The sequence below is a fragment of the Phenylobacterium sp. genome, from assembly GCF_036264965.1.
Classification (GTDB): domain Bacteria; phylum Pseudomonadota; class Alphaproteobacteria; order Caulobacterales; family Caulobacteraceae; genus Phenylobacterium.
The window spans coordinates 1-20,407 of the sequence record NZ_DATAPY010000110.1 but is presented as its reverse complement, the minus strand read 5'-3'; the positions used below and the strand labels follow the sequence as shown (position 1 = coordinate 20,407).

Sequence of the window (20,407 nt, the reverse complement as noted above, 5' to 3'; positions counted from 1 at the left end):
TGACGCCCCGGACTACGGTTTGGTCGGCAGCAAATCCCGCATCACCATTGCGACTTGCTGATCCTCGGTGCTCGCCGAAGCGAAGAGGCCGTCGATCGCCCCGAGGCGGTTTTCCAACCGTAGTTTCTGACCCATCTTCCAGTTGCCTTCGAGCCGGCCAACGCGCAGGCGCAAGCCCACGATCGCGCTCATCATGGCATCGAGATAATCCTCCGGCGCATCCGTAAGCGCCCAGGGTTCGGTTCGGTCCGCTTCATTCAGGTCGGTCAGGTCGCAAAGGTGAGATCGCAGCCAAGCGGCATCCTCATCGACCGCTTCCAGATTTCCGTGAGCGTGCACCGCGATGTAGTTCCACGACGGCACGGCTCTGCCGTCGACCTTCTTCGTCGGGTACCAGCCCGGATGAACGTAGGCTTGTGGACCTTGGAAGATCGCCAAGGCGGGAACCCCGGATTGCGCGAGCCGCCACAGATCATTCGGTCGCGCCACATGTCCTTCGAGTTCAACGACGCCGTTCGGAAATTCCCGAACAATCATAGGGATGTGGGTCGCCGATAGTCCGTCGGGCGACACGATCACCAGCGCGCCGAATTTGATGGTTCGGATGGCGGCGACCAAAACGTCTTGGCGATCTTCGCGCGTAGTCGGCGATGCGTACATCCGAGCCTCCCGTGAACCGGAATCAAGCTAAGCTTTTAGGATCACGCACAAGCAACCTCGAAATCCACGGTGACGCCGCTGGCCTCACAGATAGGCTGCCGCCCTGAAGATGGGTTCAGTCCGACGGGTCCGTTTGCGGGTCGGGTGAGACCCGCCGGTGATCGGCGAAGTCCGCGGCGCGGCGCGCGCTCGTCGGCCCTGGCCGGCGGCGGATAATGCGTGCCAGGAATTCGACCGCGTAGTTCGAATATCCACCCCAAAGCCTCAGGATATCGAATAGCGTGTCAAAATAAACCTATAGGTGTATGGAAACATAGTTCGTCCTGTGGGTTCATGTTGCCCGAGAGGATGTCACCCATGAACTCCATGAGAGCTTTATTGGTTGAAGATGATTGTGTCATAAATGCGGATATATTCGGAATACTTGAAGATCTAGGTATATTCGTTACCTCCACATTTACGGCCGATGCCGCTGTGGCCGTGATCGATCACGGCGGATACCTGAAAATCCTGGTGACCGATGTTGACCTCGGCGAGGGCCTGAACGGCTTCGACGTCGCCCGTCACGCGCGTGGCCGCTACTCCAATCTTCCTGTGCTGTTCATCTCGGGGACCATGGGCTCGCGCCATGCCGCCGAGGGCGTGGCGGGATCGGAGTTTATCGCCAAGCCCTTCCATCCGTCCCAGATCAAGGATGCCATTGGCCGGACCTGTGGCCTCGCGGCCGCCTAAGCCGTCGTTCTGGTCGCTGACGTGCCTGATCCTGGGCCTCGGCGCCTACGGGCTCGCCGCCGCCATCGCGATGTTGGCGCATGGCTAGGGTGAAGGCGGCAATGCTGGATCGGTCCCTAGCTGGCGCATTCGCGGCTTTGTGTGACGCCGAGGTGCCGTTCCAATCGATTCCGGTGATGGTCCAAGGGACATCGGAGGCAATTTCGGCGGCGGGAGCCACACGCGGTGCGGTGATCCGGGTACGCCGCGACGAGGGAAGCTCCGAAGCGCTCCGATCGTACCCATGTTTTCTCGTTGATTGAGTAGGTCATAGTTTATATATGATTTTCACGGTATGTGAGAAAGTCATGCCCCGCCAACTCTCCGCGCCCTTTTTCAGCGACGCGCCGGTCTTCGACCGCGCCCAGTACGCCAAGGCGGTCGGGCGCGCCCCGAACGACCGCGTCGTCTCCGCCATGCTTGACCAGCACCTGAAGGCGGGGAACATCCGGCGTATCGCGCGCGGCGTCTTCGCCTCGGTGCCCAAGCATGCGGACCCGGCCACCTGGTCGGTGGACCGGTTCCTGGCGGCCTCGAAGCTCCGCAACGGCGGGGTCATCGGCTACCACTCCGCCCTGGAGCTGCACGGCTACGCCTACACCGAAGGCCCCGACGTCCAGGTGATCGCCGCGGGCCAGCCCCTGACCCTGGAGGCGGACGGTCTGACCTGCCGGTTTGTCCGGCCGCCCAAGGGCTTCACCACGCCGGGCGCCATCGAGGCCGTCGACCGCCTGGGCGTCTTGGTCCCGGTCACCACCCTGGAACGCACATTAGCGGACCTCTTCGACCGGCCCGATCTCGCGGGCGGCGGCGAAGAGCTGCTCAACTCGCTCGACATGGTGCCGCGCATCGACGTGTCGAAGCTACATGAGCAGGTCGCATCCCTCGGCAACGCCACCGCGGCGGCGCTCTGCGGCTGGTGGCTGGAAAACGCCCAGCCGGACCTGCGGATCGCCAAGGCCGCGATCGAGACCTTCCGGCCGCTGGCGCCGAAGCAGCCCCGCTATGCGCTGGGCGCCAAGCCCGGCGACGCCAAGCTCGCGCCCGGCTGGAAGATCCTGCTGCCGCCGTCCCTGACGGAACGCCGGTTCGAGGGGAGCTGAATGGCTCCGCCGTCCTTGCAGACCCTGCAGAAGCTGGCCGGCGAGACCCGGCTGCAGGCCGGCGCCCTGGAAAAGGTCATCCGGCTGCTCGACCTCCTGGCCGAGATCGCCGCGGACGAGGTGCTGAAGGACCGGGTGGCCCTGAAGGGCGGCACGGCCCTCAATGTCTTCTACCTGCAGCTCGACCGGCTCTCGGTCGACATCGACCTCAACTACGTCGGCGCGCTGGACCGCGAGGCCATGCTGGCGGACCGGCCGGAGGTCGAGGCCGCCCTGACCCAGATCCTCGCGGCCCAGGGCTATGCGCTGCGGCGACAGCCGGTGGGCCACGGGGGCGGCAAGTGGGCGGCGCGGTACGGCTCGGCGCTCGGGGGCGGGGCCACCCTCGAGGTGGACCTCAACTTCATGATGCGCGAGCCGCTGTTCGGGACGGCGACGCTGTCGTCGGCGGCGCTCGGTGAGCGTCTGCCGAGCCCGGCGGTGGTGGTGGACCTCCACGAGGTCGTCGCCGGCAAGCTGGTGGCGCTGATCGACCGCAACCCGGCGCGCGACCTGTTCGACGCACGACGCATCCTGGACCTCCCGGACCTCGACTGGCGCCTGTTCCGCGCCGGGGTCCTGGCCTTCAGCGCCAGCCGCTCGGCGGACTGGCGGCGCGCGTCGGTCGACGACATCGGCGGCGACCCCAAAGAGCTCCGCGAGAAGCTGGCGATCTGCCTGCCGCAGGGGACCTTCAGGGACGCCGGCGGCATGCGGGTCTGGATCGAGGAATCGGTCGCCCTCTGCCGGGACAAGCTGGGCGGCCTTTTCGCGTGGACGGCGGGCGAGCGGCGTTTCCTCGACGCCCTGATCGACAAGGGCGAGATCGACCCCAGCGGCCTCGATGCGCCCGCCGAGGTGATCGGCCGCATCGGCCGGATGCCCATGCTGGCCTGGAAGGCGCAGAACGTGGCGGCCCACGCTCCAGGGACGGGCGCCACCGCCGGATAGCGGGTTAGTCGACGCGGGGGCGCCGCCCCCGGACGACCCGGCCCCGCGGACCCAGTCGTCGTCGAAGTCGATCGTCCGGGAGTCGCCGTCAAAGGCGCCGTCGAGGTTCTTGAGACGCCCAGCGAGGATGCGGCAGAACATCATCGGCATCCTGACCAACAGTGTGGTCCGGGGCCTGGCGATCATCGCGGTGATCGTCACCGGCATCGCCACCATGTTCGGCCACCTGGACCTGCGCCGCGCCGGGTTCGTGGTTAGAGCCGCCCTTGCTTAATGGCCTTCGCCAGCTCGGCATTCACGCGGGTCTGCCAGCCCTTGCCGGTTTCGCGCAGATGTTCGACCACCTTTGCATCGAGGCGGATCTTCACCTCGATCTTGGGCGATGCGGACCTAGGGCGACCGGGGCGCCGCGCCCGCGCCATGAAGGCCTCGCCCATAACTTCGCCGGCGGGGCGAGCGCGGGCGAAGAAGTCGTCGCCCAGTTCCGGCAGTTCGTGATCGATCAGTTCAGGATTGGGCTTGCTCATAGCGCTCGACCTCTCTCGCATTGGCTTTTCGGAAGCTGATCACCCGCAATCTGTTGCCGCGCACGGTGTAAGCCACAACGTGCAGACGCTCGCCGATGAGGCCCAAGGCGATGAAGCGATCTTCGCCATAGTCCTCACGGATGTCCGGGGCGACCAGCGCGGAGTCGAAATCGAAGTCGGCCACGAGATCGAACGGAAGCCCGCGCACTTCGATGTTCTTCGCGCTCTTGTCGGGATCGAACTCGATTTCCATCCAAGGTTCTTGTACACCCATAAAATGGATGGTGCTAGTGTTTTTGTACACCCGATAATTGAAGGGCCGAGGCTCTTTACGCGCGACCTTTTGTGTCTCCCGTTTACAGCAGAGGCCGTGCACGATGCTGCGGCCGTCGAAGAATCTGGGGTCGCGTGCGGCGTTCCATTGCGGGTCGTCTGACATCAGAAAAATGTACTTGTTTTGTTCAAATATACGAGCGCACGGCCGACGACCGCGGAGCAGAAGGGTCATGGCGGTTGAAAGGTGCTTGCGCCCGATGCGGGTATGGACCGCGCGCCGCCAGCGGAATAATCCGGTGTGAGAGGCTTGTGGCCGTGGAGACAAGCATGTCGTCGGTTCTGCACCGGGACCTGTTCCGCCGGGACCGAAAGGTCGTCGTCGCCCCAAAGCACTCGGACGCGATGCGCTGGCGTCAGTTCGTCAGGCATATTTGCACGGACTTCGAGATCAAGCGCGAACTCTCCCGTCGGCAGGACGGGCTTTGCGAGTTCTGCCAGAAACCGTTCATGGTCAGGTTGCTGGGTGACGCTGTCGTCCATCACCTCTCGTATGACCACGAATGCACTCGCATCCGCAGCAACGTCCTCGACCGGCCGAAATGCGGTGATTGTCTGCGCGAACACGAGCAGGAGGCTCTTCGCTGCCTACACTTGCTTCGCCTGTTGCACCGCGATTGCCACGAGACCCTGCACCGGATGGAAGCTCGAGACCCGGAGTGGAAGGCGTCTGTCGGCTTAGGTCCGCCGGACGGTGAGGCGCCGCCCCGCCACCGCTGAACTCATTCGATCGATTGCCAGGCGTCGGCTGCGGTCGCGCCCCGCGGGCGTCTCGGCTTGCTCTGTGACGACCAGACAAAGCTGACAACCTGAACGGGTCCTTCAACAATTGGCGGTAGTTTCGGAACCGGTCAAACGGGATGCGTGAGATGCGGCTGGGCGCCAGGGACGAACAAAATTCACATGCTCTTCCGTCTGTGCGCGGCGCGACGGCGATGATCCAGCGCGCTGGCGGCCTGTTGTTGCCGCTGTTGACCGCCTTGGCCGCCTTTCCCGTTTCAGGCTGGCGGCTTGCCCTGGGCTGGCTGCTGACGATGTTCGCCATCGCGGCCGCCGAGGCGCTGTGGCGGCCCGCCGCAAGTCCCCAGGCACGGGCAACGATGGTGTTCACCTGGATCCGCCACGCAGGCTACGCCCTGGCCGCCTTCTATCTGGTCGCCCTCCACACGGGCGCCGCCCAGAGCTTCGGCGTGACGCTCATGGGCCTGGTCCTGTTCCGGATCCTGGCCCGGGACTACGCCCATCCCCGCCGGCTGGCGGCGAACCTGGTCCCGCCGATCCTGTGCATCGCCGTGGTCCAGTGCGGCGCGGCGACAGGGCTTCTGGTCGGCCACCAACCGCTCATGTTGATCACGCTTCTGGCGAGCCCCCTCGCCGTCCTGGGATGGCTCGCAACAGTTCAGGGCGATCTGCTAGACAAGCGGCGACGCCTCGACGCGGCGGTGGTGCAGGCTGAGGCGGCTGCGGAGGCCAAGTCGGACTTCCTTGCCAACATGAGCCACGAGATCCGGACCCCGTTGACCGGGATCATCGGGTTTTCAGACCTCTTGGGCCGCATGCCGGACCTGCCCGCGACCGCGGTGACCCATGTGAGCCGCATTGCAGCCAGCGGGCAGGCCTTGTTGGCGGTGGTCAATGACATCCTGGACTTCTCCAAGCTGGAGGCCGGTCATGTGGAACTCGACCCCCGGCCCTTCGAGGTCGGCCGCTTCTTTGAGGACACGTTGGCCATCGTCGCCCCCCAAGCCGCGGCCAAGGGCCTGGTCACCGGGCTGAACATCGACAGCGACATCCCGCCGGTGCTCAACGCCGACAACACCCGCCTGCGCCAGGTCATGCTCAACCTGTTGGGGAACGCCATCAAATTCACCGACCAGGGCTCGGTGAACATCACCGTGGCGTACGTTGCGGAGCAGGAACGCCTCTGCGTGGCCGTCGCGGATACCGGCTGTGGCGTTCCCGAAGACAAGCTTGGACGCCTGTTCCTGCGGTTTTCCCAGGCCGACAATTCGGTGACCCGCAGGCACGGCGGAACCGGGCTGGGCCTGGCGATCTGCAAGGCGCTTGTCGAACTGATGGGCGGGCAGATCGGCGTCGCATCGGTGGTCGGCGCCGGCTCCAGGTTCGACGTCTGGATTGTCGCCCCGCCGGGGCAGATGCCGGAGATCGCACAAGCTGTGCCGCTGGCGCTCCCGATGCGTGTCGCACGGTCGCCGCGGATTCTGGTGGTCGACGACCTGGACCTGAATCGCGAGCTCGTGCGGACCATCCTGGAGGCGTCCGGCTATTCCGTGGACGACGCCGCGAGCGGCGCGGAGGCTATAGATGCGACGCGGCGGACGCCCTTCGACCTGATCCTGATGGACCTGCAGATGCCGGATATGGACGGCTACACCGCCGCCCGGACGATCCGCGCCGACGCCTCGCCCAATCGCCACACGCCGATCGTCGCGCTGAGCGCCGACGTGTTGCCGAAGCATGCGGCCGCCGGGGCCGTCGCGGGCATGAACGGCCATATCGGCAAGCCGATCAATATCGCCGAACTGTTGAGCGTGGTGGCAGCCTGGGTCGACCGGGGCGCCGAGCTCGATGCGTCTCTGAACGAGCCGACGACGACCTTGCCTCCGGCGGCGGCAGCCGCGACGGTGTAGGCTTGCGCACGGCCAGCGCTGGAACCGGCCGGCGCGGGGAGATGAGCATGGATCGCAGACGCCTACTGGCCGCCGGCGGGGCGACCGCCCTGTTGGCCGGGACCGCCGCGCGCTCGGCCGGGCCGGCGCCGTCGAAGCGGCCGCCGAACTTCATCGTCGTGCTGTGCGATGACCTCGGCTACGGCGATGTGTCGATCTATGGACCCGGCGGCCTGCCGACACCGAACCTGGAGCGGATGGCGCGCGAGGGCGTGGTCGCCACCGACTACTATGCGCCGGCCAACCTCTGCAGCCCGTCGCGCGCGGGGCTGCTGACCGGGCGCTATCCGGTGCGCACCGGCCTCGGCTACGAGGTGATCATGCAGCAGGACGACCGCGGCCTGCCGCTGTCGGAGGTCACTATCGGCAAAGCTCTGAAGCCCGCCGGCTACGCCACCGCCCTGTTCGGCAAATGGCACCTGGGGCATCTGGGCGCCGCCTGGCCGCCGACCAAACATGGCTTCGACCAGTTCTTCGGCATCCCCTACAGCCACGACATGGCGCCGCTGTCGCTGTTCGAGAGCCACGCGGGGTCGGACGAGGTCGCCAGGTCGCCGGTCGACTATCCGCAGCTGCAGCAACAGTTCTACGACCATGCCGAGCGGTTCATCGAGGCGAACAAGGACCGGCCGTTCTTCGTCGAGCTGGCGCTCTCGGCGCCGCACCTGCCGGAATATCCGCACCCGGGCTTCAAGGCCGACACCTACGCCGGACCCTATGGCGCGGTGGTCGCCGAGATCGATTCCATCCTCGGACGGCTGCTGGCCAAGTTGCGCGCGCTGAAGTTGGAGAACGACACCGTGGTGGTCTTCACCTCGGACAACGGGCCGTGGTTCGAGGGGTCGCCTGGCGGGATGCGCGAGCGCAAGGGCGGCGGCGGTTATGACGGCGGCTATCGGGTGCCGTTCGTGGCCTGGGCGCCGGGCCGGCTGCCGGCCGGGCGCCGCGTGAAGTCGATCATCTCCGGCGTCGATATCCTGCCCACCTTCCTGGCCATGGCGGGCCTGCCGCCGCTCGCGGGCGTGGAGTTGGACGGGCGCGACATCACCGCGGTGCTGACGAAAGGTGCGCCCTCGCCGCACGAGGCGCTGGTGCTGTTCGACAATGAGACGCCGATCGCCATCCGCACCCAGGACTGGAAGTACGTCGACGCCATCTACTACCGCGATCACAAGCTGCCGATGATGCTGTTCCCCTACCAGGAACTCTACGATCACCGCGCCGACCGGACCGAGAACTACAGCGTCGCGGTGGGCAATCCCGAAGTCGCCAAGGCGATGAAGGCCCGGCTCGACGCCGCCAAGGCCACCTTCGCGCATTACAAGCACGCCGACATCCCGCAGGCGTTCAAGACCCTGAACGCCCAGTTCGCCCACATCCAGGACTAGGTTCGCGGGCTCCTGGATTGATCGCGGCCGCGGCGATGGCGGCGCGAGATCAGGGGCGAAGAGGGGCGGCGAGTGGACGGTCTCAACGTCGGCAATGGGTGTGCGCCATCTTGAACGCGGCGCCCGAAAGCGGCCGTTCCCAGCGTCCGCCACGGGGTCAGCACACAGATCTTTCCCCAACGCTACTTCGGCTTCACCGCGTTCGGCAGGGCTAGCCGGTTCGCCTGGGTGACGTAACTGATCTGGAGGTCGAAGCCGTTGGGTGTGCGGGTGTGATAGCTCTTATAGGCGGCGACGTGGATCTCGTCTTTTGTGGAGGTGTCGACCCGGACGGGCAGGCTTCGCTGCTCCAGCTCGGCGCGGACCGCGTCGGTGTCCCAGGGCGCGATGCCAATGGAGATGTGGTCGAGGACGGCGGGCTGGCCTGAACGCTTGAACGCGGGGTTCTTCGGGTTGCCGCCCCGGATGATGATGTCGCCCACGTCGCCGATTATCAACTCCATCTGGCTTCCCTCGTCATAGGTCGGCGCCCATCCAAGCAGGTTCTCATAGAAGGACGCAGAGCGCTTGTAGTCGGTGACCCGAAAAGAGAGGTGATCCAGCCAGACGCTCTGCCATCCCGTCGGCCTGAAGGGCGCCGGCGCGGCGGGGCTGCTCGTTCCTGGACCGTTGCGGCCCTTAGCCAGGCCGCGGCTGTTGCCGATCTGGATATCGAACCCGTCCGGGTCCTTCACATGGAAGCTCTGGAACCCCTTGCCGTCATCGTCTCGAACAGGGGACAGGCCGCGGTCCTTCAGCGCCCGCTGGACCGCTTGCGCGTTCCAGGGCGAAATGACGAAGCTGAAGCCGCGGACCACCGCGGCCGGCAGACCTGGCTCCTGCTCCAGCACGACCGAGCCCCAGCGACCGACATCCATCACCGCGCGGCTACTGTCGTGGCTTCGCAGCCGCCAGCCCATGAGCGCGGTGTAGAATGCAGCCTCCGTCTGCGGGTTCGCGACGGCGATGGTGACGTGGTCCAGGGCCACGGTCTTCCAGCCCGTAGGCGCGAAGAGAGGCGCGATTGGGGCTGTCGCGACGGCCACGCTGAGCGGGCATCTCGCGGTTTCATAGCCGTCCCGGCACGCGCCCTGCGCGGTAGCCAGGGTCGGGAGCCCAAGCCCCCCGAGGATGACGCCGGCGACGGCAAATGACGCACCAACGCGCGCGGCGTCTCGCATGTTTTTCCCCTGCGAAGCTTCGGCCAACCCTAGCTGGTCAGCTTTGAGGTCGACCATGGGCGGAAAGCCGGCCTGCGCAAAGCTTGTCAGTGGCCTCATGGTCGATGGCGGGCCCGGCAAGGCTTGTGAGTACAGACCCGAGGGGCCGCAGACCTCTGGAGACGCTCACCGCCGGGGCGATGTACGCAATTCCTCGACTATTGGCGGTCCCTGGCCTACCCCGAACATAGCAAGAACATCTGGTCTTTGAAATGTGGATTGAATGGCGGCAGGCGCATGGCGCCACCCTGTCATCGCCTTATCTTGGCGGGAGGCCCTAGAGGTCCAGCAGCACGAACTTGCCGCGGGCGGCGTATTCCAGCTCGGCCGCGCGGCGGCGCCGGGCGCCGTCGTCGCTGCGCAAGGCCGCCAGCAGGTCCGGCGGCGTGGCGTCGTCGATCAGCGGGAAGTGGCCCATGCGGAAGCAGGTCAGGTACATCTCGCCGTTGATCTTCTCGACCAGCGGAGCGCCGCGTGCAGCCGGGGTGCGCTGCATCTCGATCAGCCAGGGGTGGCCCTCGGCGTCGATCAGGACGTCGAGGCCAAACAGCTTGGGGGCAAAGCCGCGCGGCGGCGAGCTTGCGGCCTGGCGGGCGAACAGGCCGTGGGCGGCCAACATGCGGACATGCCACTCCACCAGGGCCTTGATCTCGCCGAACGCCGCGCCGCCATCGAGGCCGTCGGCGGTCATCCGGCGTAGCAGGGCCGAGAGGCTGCGGATCGCGCCGACGTCGTCCTGCTGGGGGTCCTGGCTGATCGACAGGCCCGGATGGCCCAGATGAAGCGCGGTGTTGGTGACGTGCATCGCCGCGCCGCCGCCGCTGTCGGGGCTGGGGTCATAGGGCTCCGGCGCGATGCGGACGATGCCTTCCGAATAGACATAGGCGCGTAGGGGGTCGGCCGAAGCGATCAGGCAGTAGATGCGGCAGTGGCCCTTGCGGCCTTCGATCAGATAGGGCCGGTCAATGTAGCGCTGGACCACGACGTCGCTCTGGTCGAGGGCCGCGGCGACATCGGCGGTGACGCTGATGCCCTGGCCGCCGCTGCCGCGGATCGGCTTGACGATGTAGAGGGCCGGCGCGTCGGGGCCCTTGGCGAAGGCTTCCAAGGCCGCGCGGTCGGCCGGCAGGACGAAGCTTTCGGGGAAGCGGCCCGCCGGGTCGACGGCCTTGCGGGCGGTCAGCATCTCGGCCAGGCGCGACTTGTCGGCCAGCGGCGACCACTCGTGGAAGTCGTCGGAGTTGTTCCGGTTCACCAGGCCCGAGGCGAGGCTCATCGGCTCCCGGCGGAATCGTTCGATCAGGTGACGGATATGGTGGTCGGCGTCGATCGGCCGGCCGGCGTCGCGCAGGGCCGCGGCCAGGCCTTGCAGGCTGGGCGAGATCTCGGCGCTGGTCGGCTGGGCGTTGGCCAGCAGTCGCTCATAGGTCTGGATGGCTTCCTCTACCCGTCCCAGCCGGTGGAACAGGAGCGCGATGAAGCGCAGCGCCCCTGCGCCGGACGAAACGCTGAAGGCTTGCTGGAACGCCGCCAGCGATCCCTCGTAGTCGCCCATGGCCAGGAGGCAGAAGCCGACGCTCCGAAGGGCCTCGTCGTTCTTCGGCTCGATGGCCAGGGTCTCGCGGTAGTGGATGATGGCCTGACTGAACTCCAGCCGCCGCAGATGCGACTGGGCCAGCAGCATATGAGCCTCCACCGACTTCGGCAGGGCTGTCGCCAGGTCGCGCAGCAGCGCCTGCGCCTGGCTGGTTTCGTGCTCGATCAGGTCGCGGATATCGTCGGTCAGCGGCAAGCCGGCGTCTCCAGGGGTTGGCGGTCGCGCCATGCCCTTATGCGGATGCGTCCGCCCGCTGCGCAAGCAAATCGACCGTCACAGGGGTTTCGGCGGACGATCCTGGCGGATAAGGGGTCGTCGCGGCGTCGTGGGGGCGAGAGACCGCGATTCGAACGGGAGCGCCCATGAGCCAAGCCGGCCACGACACCGTCAGCCTCGATCCTGAGAACTGGGACGACCTGCGCGTCCAGGGCCACCGGATGCTGGACGACATGTTCGACAACCTGGCGACCCTGACCGAGCGACCGCTGTGGCAGGCGCCGACGCAGGCGCAGCGCGCCCGCTATCGCGCTGAGTTGCCGCGCGCGCCGGGCGCTCTGGCCGACGCCCACGCCCAGTTCATGGCCGATGTGGCGCCCTATGGCAGCGGCAACCGCCACCCCGGCTTCATGGGCTGGGTGCAGGGCGGCGGCACGGCGGTCGGCATGCTGGCCGAGATGCTGGCCGGCGGTCTCGACGCCAACCTGGGCGGGCGCGACCACATGCCGATCGAGGTGGAGCGCCAGATCGTGGCCTGGATGGCCGAGCTGTTCGGCTTCCCCGCCGACGCCAGCGGCCTGTTCCTGACCGGCACCTCCACCGCCAACCTCTGCGCCGTCTTGGTGGCCCGCGACCGGGCGCTGGGGGCCGACGTGCGCCACACCGGCGTCCGCGACGTCCGCGTCGTCGCCTATGCGTCGAAGGGCGTGCACAGCTGCATCGTGCGCGCCATGGACATGACCGGCCTCGGCTGGGACCGCCTGCGGCTGATCGAGACGGACTCCGACCACCGGATCAGCCTGCCGGCCCTGGAGGCCGCCATCGCCGCCGACCGCGCCGCGGGTCTGACGCCGTTCCTGATCGTCGGCACCGCCGGCAGCGTCGACGTGGGCGCCATCGACGACCTCGCCGGCCTGGCCGACATCGCCGAGCGCGAGGGCGCGGCCTTCCACGTGGACGGGGCGCTGGGCGCGCTGGGGATGCTGTCGCCCCAGGTCGCGCCGCGCCTGGCGGGCATCGAGCGGGCCGACAGCCTGGCGCTCGATTTCCACAAGCTGGGGCAGGTCCCCTACGACGCCGGCTTCCTGCTGGTGCGCGACGCGGCGGCCCACAAGCGCACCTTCACCTACTCCGAGGCCGCCTATCTGCGACACGCCGAGCGCGGTCTGGCGGGCGGGGAGTTCTGGCCCTGCGACTACGGCCCGGACCTGTCGCGCGGTTTCCGGGCGCTGAAGGTCTGGTTCAGCCTGAAGACCTATGGCCTGGACGCCCTGGGCGCGGTGATCGGCCGGACCTGCGACCTGGCCGGCGCCCTGGCCGACCGCATCGAAGCCGAGCCGGACCTCGAGCTGCTGGCGCCGGTGGCCCTGAACATTGTCTGTTTCGCCTTCAAGGGCGCGGACAACGCCGCGATCGTGGCGGACCTGCACGAGGCGGGCCGGGTCGCGCCGTCGACGACCACGCTTGCTGGCCGCACCGCGATCCGAGCCGCGATCGTCAATCACCGCACTGGGCCGGCCGACATCGAGGCCCTGGTGGAGGGCGTTCTGGCCCTAGGCCGCGCCCACGCCGCCCGCGGCTAGGCCCGCGGCGCGCAGGTCGGCGATCACCCGCTCGACGGTCCCCGTCCAGTCGCGGGGCGTCGTCTGGCGGTAGAGGCGCATCGTCGGATACCAGGGGCTGTCGGCGCGGTCGCGCAGCCAGCGCCAGTCGCAGTGGATCGCCGGCAGCAGGGTCCAGCAGGGCTTGCCCATCGCTCCGGCCAGGTGAGCCACCGAAGTGTCGATCGAGATCACCAGGTCCAGGGTCTCGATGATGGCGGCGGTGTCCGCGAAGTCTTTCGCGCCGGTGTCGGCCGGGTCCAGGCTCATGGCGCCCAGGTCGAGCAGGCGCTGGGCGAGGGCGTCCGACAGGCCCTTGTTTGCGCCGTTGAAGCCGGTCGGGCTGGCCCGCCACGCCAGGCCGATCCGTGCGCCGCCGGCGAAGCCCGCCCAGGCCGCCCGCCGGTCGCCCGGCGCTGTCAGATAGGGCTCCGCCGGCAGGGTCTCCAGCGTGATCTTGAGATGTTCGGGGAGCGAGAAGTAGCGGCTCCAGCAGTCGTGCCGGGCCACCTCGGCCGAGCCGCCGACGCCGATGGGGATCAGCGTGTCGACGCCGGCCAGGGTGGAGAACAGATGGGCCAGGCTGGGCGAGCAGCCGAGGCTGACCCGGCCCGCGCCCCGCGCCTTCAGGCTGCTGGCGAAGCGGGCGAACTGGATCTTGTCGCCGAAGCCCTGTTCCACCCAGATCAGGATCGACCTGCCGTCGAGCGGCTCGCCGCGCCACTCGGGGTAGGGCAGAGACAACGGGGGCACCACGTCGGGGTTGAGGCCGATGCGCGCCGCCATCAACGGCCATCCCTCGGCGTAGCGGCCGACTGAAAGGTAGATTCCACTCAGGGCCAGTTGGGCCTGCGCGTCGTCCGGGTCGACGGCGAGCGCTTTCAGATAGGCCTGCTCGGCCTGGGCGACCTCGCCGGCCTCGCCGCAGGCACGGCCCAGCAGGCGCAAGAGGCCCGCATCGTCCGGCCGATGGCCGGACGCCAGCTGCAGATAGTGGATCGCCTGCTGGAACTTACCGATCTCGGTCAGGGCGATGCCCAGGTTGGTGGCCAGCTTGACGGTCAGCACCCGGCGCGCGAGAGGCAGGTAGGTATCCGCCGCCTCACCGAACCGGCCGTCGCGCTGCAGGGCGAGGCCGCGCTGGTACTGTTCTTCGTCGGTTTCGTCCGGCATCTGTCCCAGCGGGTTTCGGTCGGCGTGATTGTCCGGACCGGCCGCTGTATCTAACCTTGAACGCCCCAGACGAGGAGCCCCAGTGACCGCGCCATTCCCCGAGCCCCAGCCCATGCCGGCGAGCCGCCGTGGCCGATAGACTCGCGCTCTATCACCCGCGCGGCGTCCAGGGGCTCGGCAAGGACATCTTCGGCAAGGATGTCGCCAACCTCGAGTTGATGCAGGCCATGGCGCGCCACGGCGGCTTCAGCCAGGTGGAGTTCCTGAGCGCCGAGATCGCCACGGAAGCGCAGGCGCGCCAGCTGCTGCTCGACGACCCGGCGGCGGCGGTCCGCGTCACGCCGGGCTCGATGCTGAGCAACAGGCCGATGCGGGCCGCGGGCGCGGTGCTGCGCGGCCAGCCCGGCCTGCAGAACCTGGCGTGGCTGCGCCGGCTGACCGGCAATGATCGCGACCTCAGCCTGATCGGCCTGGTCCACACCCTGGCGCCGCCGGCGATCCGTCAGAGCATCGCCATGGCCTCGGTCTCGCCGGTCTATCCGTGGGACGCGATCATCTGCACCTCGCCGAGCGTGCGCGACGCGGTGAGCGAGATGTTCGACGAGTGGGGCGAGTTCCTGGCCGAGCGCACCGGCGGTTCGCCGCCGCCGCGCGCCGCCCTGCCGGTGATCCCGCTGGGCGTGGACGCCGCTCGCTTCGCGGCAATGGCCGACAGGCCGGAGGCGCGGGCCAGGGTCCGCGCGCGGCTGGGCCTTGGCGAGGACGACGCCCTGATGCTCTGGGTCGGGCGGCTGTCGTTCTTCGAGAAGGCCTACCCGCAGCCGATGTTCAAGGCCGCCCAGCTGGCGGCGCGGGGCAGCGGCGCGCCCGTGCCCCTGCACTTCGCCATGGCCGGCTGGTTCCCCGGCGACAAGGACCGCGGCCGCTTTGAGGCGGCGGCCAAGGCCCATGCGCCGGACGTGCCGGTCCACTTCCTGGACGGCAACGACCGCGAGCTGCTGAGCGAGCTGTGGGCCGGGGCGGACATCTTCATTTCCCTGGTCGACAATGTCCAGGAGACCTTCGGGATCACGCCGATCGAGGCCATGGCCGCGGGCCTGCCGGTAGTCGCCAGCGACTGGGACGGCTACCGATCCACGGTGCGCCACGGGGTCGACGGTTTCCTGATCCCGACGCTGGGCGGTCCGCGCTCGGGACTGGGGGTGACCATCGTCCAGCGCCACCTCTTCGAGCTGACCACCTACCAGACCTATGTGGGCGAGATCGCGCAGTACACGCCCGTCCACATCGGCAGCGCCGCCGCAGCCCTCGCCGAACTGGGCCGCTCGCCGGAGCTGCGCCGCAAGATGGGCGCGGCGGGGCGCGAGCGGGTCGCCGCGGCGTTCGATTGGCCGATCGTCGCGCGCCAGATCAGCGGCCTGGTCGACGAGATGGCGGCGGTGCGCGCCGCCTCGCCCGATCCGCCGCGGCGCGTCAAGGCCGACCCCGTGCGGCCCGACCCGTTCGTCAGCTTCGCTGGCTTCCCGACCCAGCTGTTCACCCTGGACATGCCCATCGCCGCTGTTCCCGGGGTCAACGGCAAGGATGTGCTCGGCCTCTCGCTGGCGCTCGACACCGCGTTCGCCGCCTTGCGCAGCCCGCTGGAGGAGTGCGCGCAGGCGCTGGACCTGCTGGCGTCCGGCCAGGCGCGCACCGGGCGCGAGGTGTTGTCGGCGTTCCCGATGGAGCGGCGGCGGATGCTGGAGATGGGCCTCGTCTGGATGGCCAAGCTCGGCATGATCGACTGGTTGCCCTAAGCTGCGGGTCATGGATACGCGCGACCTGGTGGACGTGGCGATCGACGAGGACCCTCGGGCGCCCTGCTTGTGGGTGCCGTCGGAGCTTTGGCCGGAGTTCCTGGCCGCCATCAGCCGCCGGCCGAACGTCATCGGAGCGGTGATCTACCGCAACAAGACCGTCCGCGAGGGCGGGCCGCTGACCGATATCACGACGCAGAGGCCGTGAGGCGGTGCGTCCCGCCGTGACGCTGATCGCCGCGCGGGGCGTGCGCGGGTTCGGCGACGGGTTCACCGGCCTTCTGCTGCCGGTCTATCTGGCGAGCCTGGGCTTCGACGCCTTCAGGATCGGGGTGCTGACAACCGCAACCCTGCTGGGCTCGGCGGGCTTGACGCTGGCGGTCGGGTTGGCTGGGCACCGTGTGGCGACCAAGCGGCTGTTGTTCGCGGCCTGCGGCCTGATGGGGCTGACCGGCCTCGCCTTCTCCCAGGCGCACGCCTTTTGGCCGCTGGTGCTGGTGGGGTTCGTGGGCACCCTGAACCCGTCGGGCGGCGACGTGAGCCCCTTCCTACCGTTGGAGCAGTCGCTGCTGGCCCACGCCGGCGCGCCCTCGCAGCGCACGCACCTCTTCGCCCGTTACAGCCTGACCGGGACGCTGATGACCGCCGTCGGCGCGCTCAGTGTCGGTCTGCTTGGGCCGCTGAAGGCGCTCACAGGCCTGCCGCAGCTCAATCTGATGGAATGGGCGTTCATGGCCTACGGCCTGCTGGGAATCGTCTCTGCCGCCCTCTACCGAAGTCTGCCCGACCAGCCGGTCGAGGCGGGCGTAGCGCGCACAGCGCTGGGGCCTTCAAAGCGCAATGTGCTGGGATTAGCCGCGCTGTTCAGCCTGGATTCGTTCGGCAGCGGCTTCATGGTCCAGTCGCTGTTCGCGCTTTGGCTGTTCCACCGTTTCGGCCTGTCGCTGGCGGTCGCCGGCGGCTTCTTCTTCTGGACCGGAGCGCTTTCGGCGGTCTCGCAGCTGGCCGCGCCGCTCCTGGCCAAGCGCATCGGCTTGATCAACACCATGGTGTTCACCCACGTGCCGGCGAACCTCTGCGTGATCGCCGTGCCCTTCGCGCCCAGCGTCGAGATCGCCTTTGCCTTGTTGGTGGTGCGCGCCTTGCTGTCGAACATGGATGTGCCGGCCAGGACCTCCTACGTCATGGCTATTGTGACGCCCGCAGAACGGGCGGCGGCGGCCGGGGTGACCAATGTGCCGCGCAGCCTGGCCTCGGCGTTCAGCCCGGCGCTTTCGGGGCTGCTGTTTTCCCTAAGCCCCTTTGCTTGGCCCCTGGTGATCGGCGGGTCGCTGAAAGTGCTCTATGACGCCTTGCTGCTCTGGCGCTTCCAACAGGTGCGGCCGCCGGAGGAAGCAGACTAGGCTCTGCCGGCGCGGGCGGCGGCCTGGACGGACACCGGCAGAGTGTCGAACCAGGCCTGCGGCGAGAGCTGACGAGCAACCCGTTCGCGGGCGGCGGCGCTCAGCCTGCGTCCGAGTGCCGGGTCGGCGCGCAGCCGCGCGAGGGCCTCGGCTGCGGCGGCGATGTCCGGATCGGCCCAGGTCTGACCGCGATAAACGCCTTGCGGATCGGCCACCGGCGTCGGGCGCGAGGGGACCAGCAGGGCGCAGGTCTCATCCATGAAATCGAGGACGCCGGAGAAGGCGGTGGCCAGGACAGGCGTGCCCAGCGCCATGGCCTCCGCGGGCGTCAGGCCGAAGCCTTCGGCGCGGTGCAGGGAGACCAGGACGTCGGCGCCGGCGATCAGGCTCTGGACGTCGGCGTAGGGCCAGACTTCGTCGACGATGCGGACGTTGGCGGGCGCTGCGGCGCGCAGGGCGGCGAGCTGCGCCGGGAAGAGGCCGCCGTTCTGGGTTTTGAGCGTCAGCTCACAGGCCGGATCGCCGCCGAACGCCTGAGCCCAGGCGGCGATCGCGCCCTGCGGGTTCTTGCGGGCGAGCGAGGAGTTGAAGTCGAAGACGCTGACGCCTTGGAACGCAGCGCCGCGCGGGGTCGGGGCGACGGCGGCGTAGTCCTCAATGAACAGCGGGTGCGGCACCACGCGCACCGGGGAGGCGGCGCCGACCAGGGCCTCGGCGGTATAGCGGCTGGGCGCCCAGACCTCGTCCACCAGGGCGGCGTCCTTCAGCCACAGGGGCGGCGCGCGCGGCAGCTCCCAGGCCCAATAGCCATAGCGCGGCCCGACCAGCTGCTTCGGCCCCAGGCAGGCGAGTGCGGCCAGCAGCTCCGGCGGGTTCAGGTGGAAAATCCAGGCGCCCGCCGAGACGGGCGCGGTCAGCCGGCCATCCCAGTCGAGCTTGGCGTCGGTGACGTCGAGGCGCTCGACGGGCACCTGCAACGCCTCGAAGGCGCGCGCCGCCAACCGGGCCGAGGCGGCGATGCCGTGGGAACCCGCGAAATAGCCCACGATCTTAATCGGCCCGGTTGCGCCTCCAGCCCCGTGCGGCGCACGGGCGGCGCGGCGGACATAGCTTTGCAGGGCAAGGTTGAGGGCCGGCGCGGCCAGCTTGCGGACCGGCGCCGGCAGGGCCGATTTCCAGAGCCTGCGGGCGGCCCCGAGGAGGCTCATGCGGCGACGGGCGCTTGGCCCTTCACCGGCCGGAAGCTGGCCGGCGCAGCCGGCGCCCACACCTCATCGACGAAGGAGAGGCCCACAGTGTCGGAGCCCAGCGCGGCGGCGACACCGGCGTCCCAGACGCCGACGGCGCGGCTCCAGCGGACGCCTCGGCTGTGGAGGGCGATGGCGTCGGCGGGAACCAGATCCGGATGGGTCAGGAAGCGCACGAGATCGGCCTGCGCCGGGGCCGAGGCCGGGCCCGCAGGGCCCAAGAACTGGCCCGCGGTCGCCTCATAGACCAGACGGTCGGCGGCGGCCTCCTTGGCCAGCTCCGCGCCCTCCACGACCCAAAGCTCGGCGACCCGATTGCCGACCGGCGCGCGCGCCGCCGGCTGACGCTGGCGCACGGTCAGGCGGGCGAGCTGCATCCGCGGATGCAGGCGGATAGCCGTCGGCAGGGCCTCGAACTCGACGCCGTATTCGGCGAGGCCTCCGCCGGCCAGCCAGCGCAGGAACCTGAACCGCTCGGCGCCGGAGCGCAGCGGGAAGAGGCGCTGCAGGTCGACGCGGCTTTCCCAGATCTCCAGGAACAGGCGGATGAACGGCGCGGGTTGGGCAGGCGCGGGGGTGAGGAACGGCGCGCGCAGGGCCTCGGTCAGGCTCTCCGGCCAGCCGGCGCGGGCGGCGACACCGAAGCCGGCGGAGAGCCGCCGCTTCAGGTCGTTGGCGCCCGGCTCGGCCAGTCGCGCGGCGGCCAGCAGCGGGGCGGGATCGCGGACCAGCCCCTCGATCACGCCGGCCGGCAATAGGTCCGGCGCGAAGCGGCCGGCGGCGGCCTCGGCGCCCAGGCACCAGGCGATCAGGCCCGCCGGATCGCCGGCGAACTTGGCGCGCAGGTCGCCGCGGGCGGCCAGCAGGGCCTTCGCCGCGCGTGGCGTCCCGTCCGCCGAGGGCTCGCGCAGCCAGTCCAGCGCCCCGGAGGCCGGGCCCTGCCAAGGCGCCTCGCCCCAGACCGAGGCGTCCGACTCGCGCGTCCCGCTGCGCCAGGCGGCCAGCAGGGCCTCAGCCGCCGAGCCGGAAATGGCGTCGGCGCCCAGGGTCGTGGCGTGCTCGGCGAAGAACTGGTGGAAACCCAGGCGGCCGGCCTCGTGGTCGAGCTGGAAGCCGGTGGCAACGTCACGCCAGACCTGATCCATGGTGCGCGTCACGTCGGGCAGGCCGGCCAGCGCGGCTTCCGGATCCGGCGCATCGACCCAAGCTTCGACGGCGGCCGTCAGGCCGGCGTCGAAGTCCTTGCCGTCACGGGCGGCGCGCAGGGCGCGGCGGCGCATGGCCGGGGTGATGAAGCGGCCCGATGGGAACTTGAGGTGGGCGTAGGGGATGGCGCGGCTGGTCTCATGGCCGTTGCGCAGCATCGCGGCGGCATAGTCGGCCAGCAGCTCGGCCAGCGGCGAGCCGGGCGTCACGCGCACCCGGTCCTGGTGCTTCGACAGCACGTCGGGCCGCGACGGGTCGAAGCCGGAGAAGTGGAAGAACTGCAGCGGCTCACCGTTGACGGTCCAGCCGTCCGGGCCCTTGGCCAGGGTGCGGCCCTCGAGGTTCCAGTAGGCGAGGTTGAGCGTCGGGGTCCTAAGGATCGCCAGGCTGTCCACGAAGCCCGGCGACAGGTCCATCCAGCGCTGGTCGGTGAACAGGCCGTTCTTC

At 69.0% G+C, this 20,407-nt stretch carries 18 protein-coding genes and 1 pseudogene; 11 read left to right on the top strand and 8 right to left on the bottom strand.

The window, feature by feature from the left end; translation table 11 throughout:
• Positions 1-12: 12 nt before the first annotated feature.
• The gene (locus tag VHS75_RS14180; protein WP_329639267.1) at positions 13-660 is read right to left on the bottom strand and encodes an FMN-binding negative transcriptional regulator; all 648 of its coding nucleotides are present in this window, start codon (positions 658-660) and stop codon (positions 13-15) included.
• Between the two features lie 357 nt (positions 661-1,017).
• On the opposite strand from VHS75_RS14180, the gene VHS75_RS14175 reads away from it, so the two are divergent.
• The 4 genes from VHS75_RS14175 to VHS75_RS14160 all read left to right on the top strand — a co-directional run bounded on the left by VHS75_RS14175 (position 1,018) and on the right by VHS75_RS14160 (position 3,798).
• Positions 1,018-1,392 carry a response regulator gene (locus tag VHS75_RS14175; RefSeq protein ID WP_329639266.1) on the top strand — a complete coding sequence of 125 codons (375 nt, stop codon included), beginning with the start codon at positions 1,018-1,020 and terminating at the stop codon, positions 1,390-1,392.
• A 347-nt stretch (positions 1,393-1,739) separates the two neighbouring features.
• Positions 1,740-2,534 (top strand): type IV toxin-antitoxin system AbiEi family antitoxin domain-containing protein, encoded by a 795-nt coding sequence (locus VHS75_RS14170; protein ID WP_329639265.1) that lies wholly within the window; start codon positions 1,740-1,742, stop codon positions 2,532-2,534.
• The gene (locus VHS75_RS14165) at positions 2,535-3,524 is read left to right on the top strand and encodes a nucleotidyl transferase AbiEii/AbiGii toxin family protein (RefSeq protein WP_329639264.1); all 990 of its coding nucleotides are present in this window, start codon (positions 2,535-2,537) and stop codon (positions 3,522-3,524) included. It begins immediately after the preceding gene.
• A 127-nt stretch (positions 3,525-3,651) separates the two neighbouring features.
• The gene (locus tag VHS75_RS14160) at positions 3,652-3,798 is read left to right on the top strand and encodes a TrbC/VirB2 family protein (RefSeq protein ID WP_329639263.1); all 147 of its coding nucleotides are present in this window, start codon (positions 3,652-3,654) and stop codon (positions 3,796-3,798) included.
• Here the strand turns inward: VHS75_RS14160 and VHS75_RS14155 are convergent.
• Both VHS75_RS14155 and VHS75_RS14150 read right to left on the bottom strand, forming a co-directional pair.
• On the bottom strand, positions 3,779-4,051 hold the full coding sequence (locus VHS75_RS14155) for a BrnA antitoxin family protein (protein WP_329639262.1): 273 nt from the start codon (positions 4,049-4,051) through the stop codon (positions 3,779-3,781). The genes VHS75_RS14160 and VHS75_RS14155 overlap by 20 nt on opposite strands.
• Entirely contained in the window at positions 4,032-4,559 is a 528-nt protein-coding gene (locus VHS75_RS14150; protein WP_329639261.1) for a BrnT family toxin, read from the bottom strand. The genes VHS75_RS14155 and VHS75_RS14150 overlap by 20 nt, the downstream gene beginning before the upstream one ends.
• Before the next feature lie 95 nt (positions 4,560-4,654).
• On the opposite strand from VHS75_RS14150, the gene VHS75_RS14145 reads away from it, so the two are divergent.
• From VHS75_RS14145 to VHS75_RS14135, 3 genes are all read left to right on the top strand, one after another.
• On the top strand, positions 4,655-5,104 hold the full coding sequence (locus tag VHS75_RS14145; protein ID WP_329639260.1) for a hypothetical protein: 450 nt from the start codon (positions 4,655-4,657) through the stop codon (positions 5,102-5,104).
• A gap of 215 nt (positions 5,105-5,319) precedes the next feature.
• A complete protein-coding gene (locus VHS75_RS14140; RefSeq protein WP_329639259.1) occupies positions 5,320-7,035 on the top strand; it encodes an ATP-binding protein in 1,716 nt (571 codons plus the stop codon).
• Between the two features lie 47 nt (positions 7,036-7,082).
• Positions 7,083-8,462: a sulfatase-like hydrolase/transferase gene (locus VHS75_RS14135; RefSeq protein ID WP_329639258.1), complete on the top strand. Its 1,380-nt coding sequence runs from the start codon at positions 7,083-7,085 to the stop codon at positions 8,460-8,462.
• Positions 8,463-8,644: 182 nt separating this feature from the next.
• Here VHS75_RS14135 and VHS75_RS14130 read toward each other — a convergent pair whose 3' ends face one another.
• Together VHS75_RS14130 and VHS75_RS14125 are read right to left on the bottom strand one after the other, a co-directional pair.
• Positions 8,645-9,490 carry a VOC family protein gene (locus tag VHS75_RS14130; RefSeq protein WP_329639257.1) on the bottom strand — a complete coding sequence of 282 codons (846 nt, stop codon included), beginning with the start codon at positions 9,488-9,490 and terminating at the stop codon, positions 8,645-8,647.
• 508 nt (positions 9,491-9,998) lie between these two features.
• Positions 9,999-11,513: a tetratricopeptide repeat protein gene (locus VHS75_RS14125; protein ID WP_329639256.1), complete on the bottom strand. Its 1,515-nt coding sequence runs from the start codon at positions 11,511-11,513 to the stop codon at positions 9,999-10,001.
• A 167-nt stretch (positions 11,514-11,680) separates the two neighbouring features.
• On the opposite strand from VHS75_RS14125, the gene VHS75_RS14120 reads away from it, so the two are divergent.
• Positions 11,681-13,117 (top strand): pyridoxal phosphate-dependent decarboxylase family protein, encoded by a 1,437-nt coding sequence (locus tag VHS75_RS14120; RefSeq protein WP_329639255.1) that lies wholly within the window; start codon positions 11,681-11,683, stop codon positions 13,115-13,117.
• On the opposite strand, the gene VHS75_RS14115 is transcribed toward VHS75_RS14120, so the two are convergent.
• Positions 13,088-14,308, bottom strand: a complete 1,221-nt coding sequence (locus VHS75_RS14115) for a tetratricopeptide repeat-containing glycosyltransferase family protein (protein WP_329639254.1) — start codon at positions 14,306-14,308, stop codon at positions 13,088-13,090. The genes VHS75_RS14120 and VHS75_RS14115 overlap by 30 nt on opposite strands.
• Positions 14,309-14,436: 128 nt before the next feature.
• On the opposite strand from VHS75_RS14115, the gene VHS75_RS14110 reads away from it, so the two are divergent.
• The 3 genes from VHS75_RS14110 to VHS75_RS14100 are packed head-to-tail and all read left to right on the top strand — an operon-like array spanning position 14,437 to position 17,507.
• The gene (locus tag VHS75_RS14110) at positions 14,437-16,104 is read left to right on the top strand and encodes a glycosyltransferase family 4 protein (RefSeq protein WP_329639253.1); all 1,668 of its coding nucleotides are present in this window, start codon (positions 14,437-14,439) and stop codon (positions 16,102-16,104) included.
• 10 nt (positions 16,105-16,114) lie between these two features.
• Positions 16,115-16,312, top strand: a complete 198-nt coding sequence (locus VHS75_RS14105) for a hypothetical protein (protein ID WP_329639252.1) — start codon at positions 16,115-16,117, stop codon at positions 16,310-16,312.
• A gap of 4 nt (positions 16,313-16,316) precedes the next feature.
• Positions 16,317-17,507 carry an MFS transporter gene (locus VHS75_RS14100; protein WP_329639251.1) on the top strand — a complete coding sequence of 397 codons (1,191 nt, stop codon included), beginning with the start codon at positions 16,317-16,319 and terminating at the stop codon, positions 17,505-17,507.
• On the opposite strand, the gene VHS75_RS14095 is transcribed toward VHS75_RS14100, so the two are convergent.
• The gene (locus VHS75_RS14095; protein WP_329639250.1) at positions 17,504-18,715 is read right to left on the bottom strand and encodes a glycosyltransferase family 4 protein; all 1,212 of its coding nucleotides are present in this window, start codon (positions 18,713-18,715) and stop codon (positions 17,504-17,506) included. The genes VHS75_RS14100 and VHS75_RS14095 overlap by 4 nt on opposite strands.
• A pseudogene (locus tag VHS75_RS14090) lies at positions 18,712-20,407 on the bottom strand (hypothetical protein); the annotation flags it as partial. The pseudogene VHS75_RS14090 and the gene VHS75_RS14095, both read right to left, overlap by 4 nt.

Bases quoted from the DNA above. Each gene is read 5' to 3' on its own strand.
- VHS75_RS14115 (WP_329639254.1), bottom strand. From the start codon at position 14,308: ATGCCGGACGAAACCGACGAAGAACAGTACCAGCGCGGCCTCGCCCTG.
- VHS75_RS14135 (WP_329639258.1), top strand. From the start codon at position 7,083: ATGGATCGCAGACGCCTACTGGCCGCCGGCGGGGCGACCGCCCTGTTG.
- VHS75_RS14170 (WP_329639265.1), top strand. From the start codon at position 1,740: ATGCCCCGCCAACTCTCCGCGCCCTTTTTCAGCGACGCGCCGGTCTTC.
- VHS75_RS14145 (WP_329639260.1), top strand. From the start codon at position 4,655: ATGTCGTCGGTTCTGCACCGGGACCTGTTCCGCCGGGACCGAAAGGTC.
- VHS75_RS14120 (WP_329639255.1), top strand. From the start codon at position 11,681: ATGAGCCAAGCCGGCCACGACACCGTCAGCCTCGATCCTGAGAACTGG.
- VHS75_RS14165 (WP_329639264.1), top strand. From the start codon at position 2,535: ATGGCTCCGCCGTCCTTGCAGACCCTGCAGAAGCTGGCCGGCGAGACC.
- VHS75_RS14160 (WP_329639263.1), top strand. From the start codon at position 3,652: ATGCGGCAGAACATCATCGGCATCCTGACCAACAGTGTGGTCCGGGGC.
- VHS75_RS14175 (WP_329639266.1), top strand. From the start codon at position 1,018: ATGAACTCCATGAGAGCTTTATTGGTTGAAGATGATTGTGTCATAAAT.
- VHS75_RS14105 (WP_329639252.1), top strand. From the start codon at position 16,115: ATGGATACGCGCGACCTGGTGGACGTGGCGATCGACGAGGACCCTCGG.
- VHS75_RS14140 (WP_329639259.1), top strand. From the start codon at position 5,320: ATGATCCAGCGCGCTGGCGGCCTGTTGTTGCCGCTGTTGACCGCCTTG.
- VHS75_RS14155 (WP_329639262.1), bottom strand. From the start codon at position 4,051: ATGAGCAAGCCCAATCCTGAACTGATCGATCACGAACTGCCGGAACTG.
- VHS75_RS14150 (WP_329639261.1), bottom strand. From the start codon at position 4,559: ATGACCCTTCTGCTCCGCGGTCGTCGGCCGTGCGCTCGTATATTTGAA.
- VHS75_RS14095 (WP_329639250.1), bottom strand. From the start codon at position 18,715: ATGAGCCTCCTCGGGGCCGCCCGCAGGCTCTGGAAATCGGCCCTGCCG.
- VHS75_RS14180 (WP_329639267.1), bottom strand. From the start codon at position 660: ATGTACGCATCGCCGACTACGCGCGAAGATCGCCAAGACGTTTTGGTC.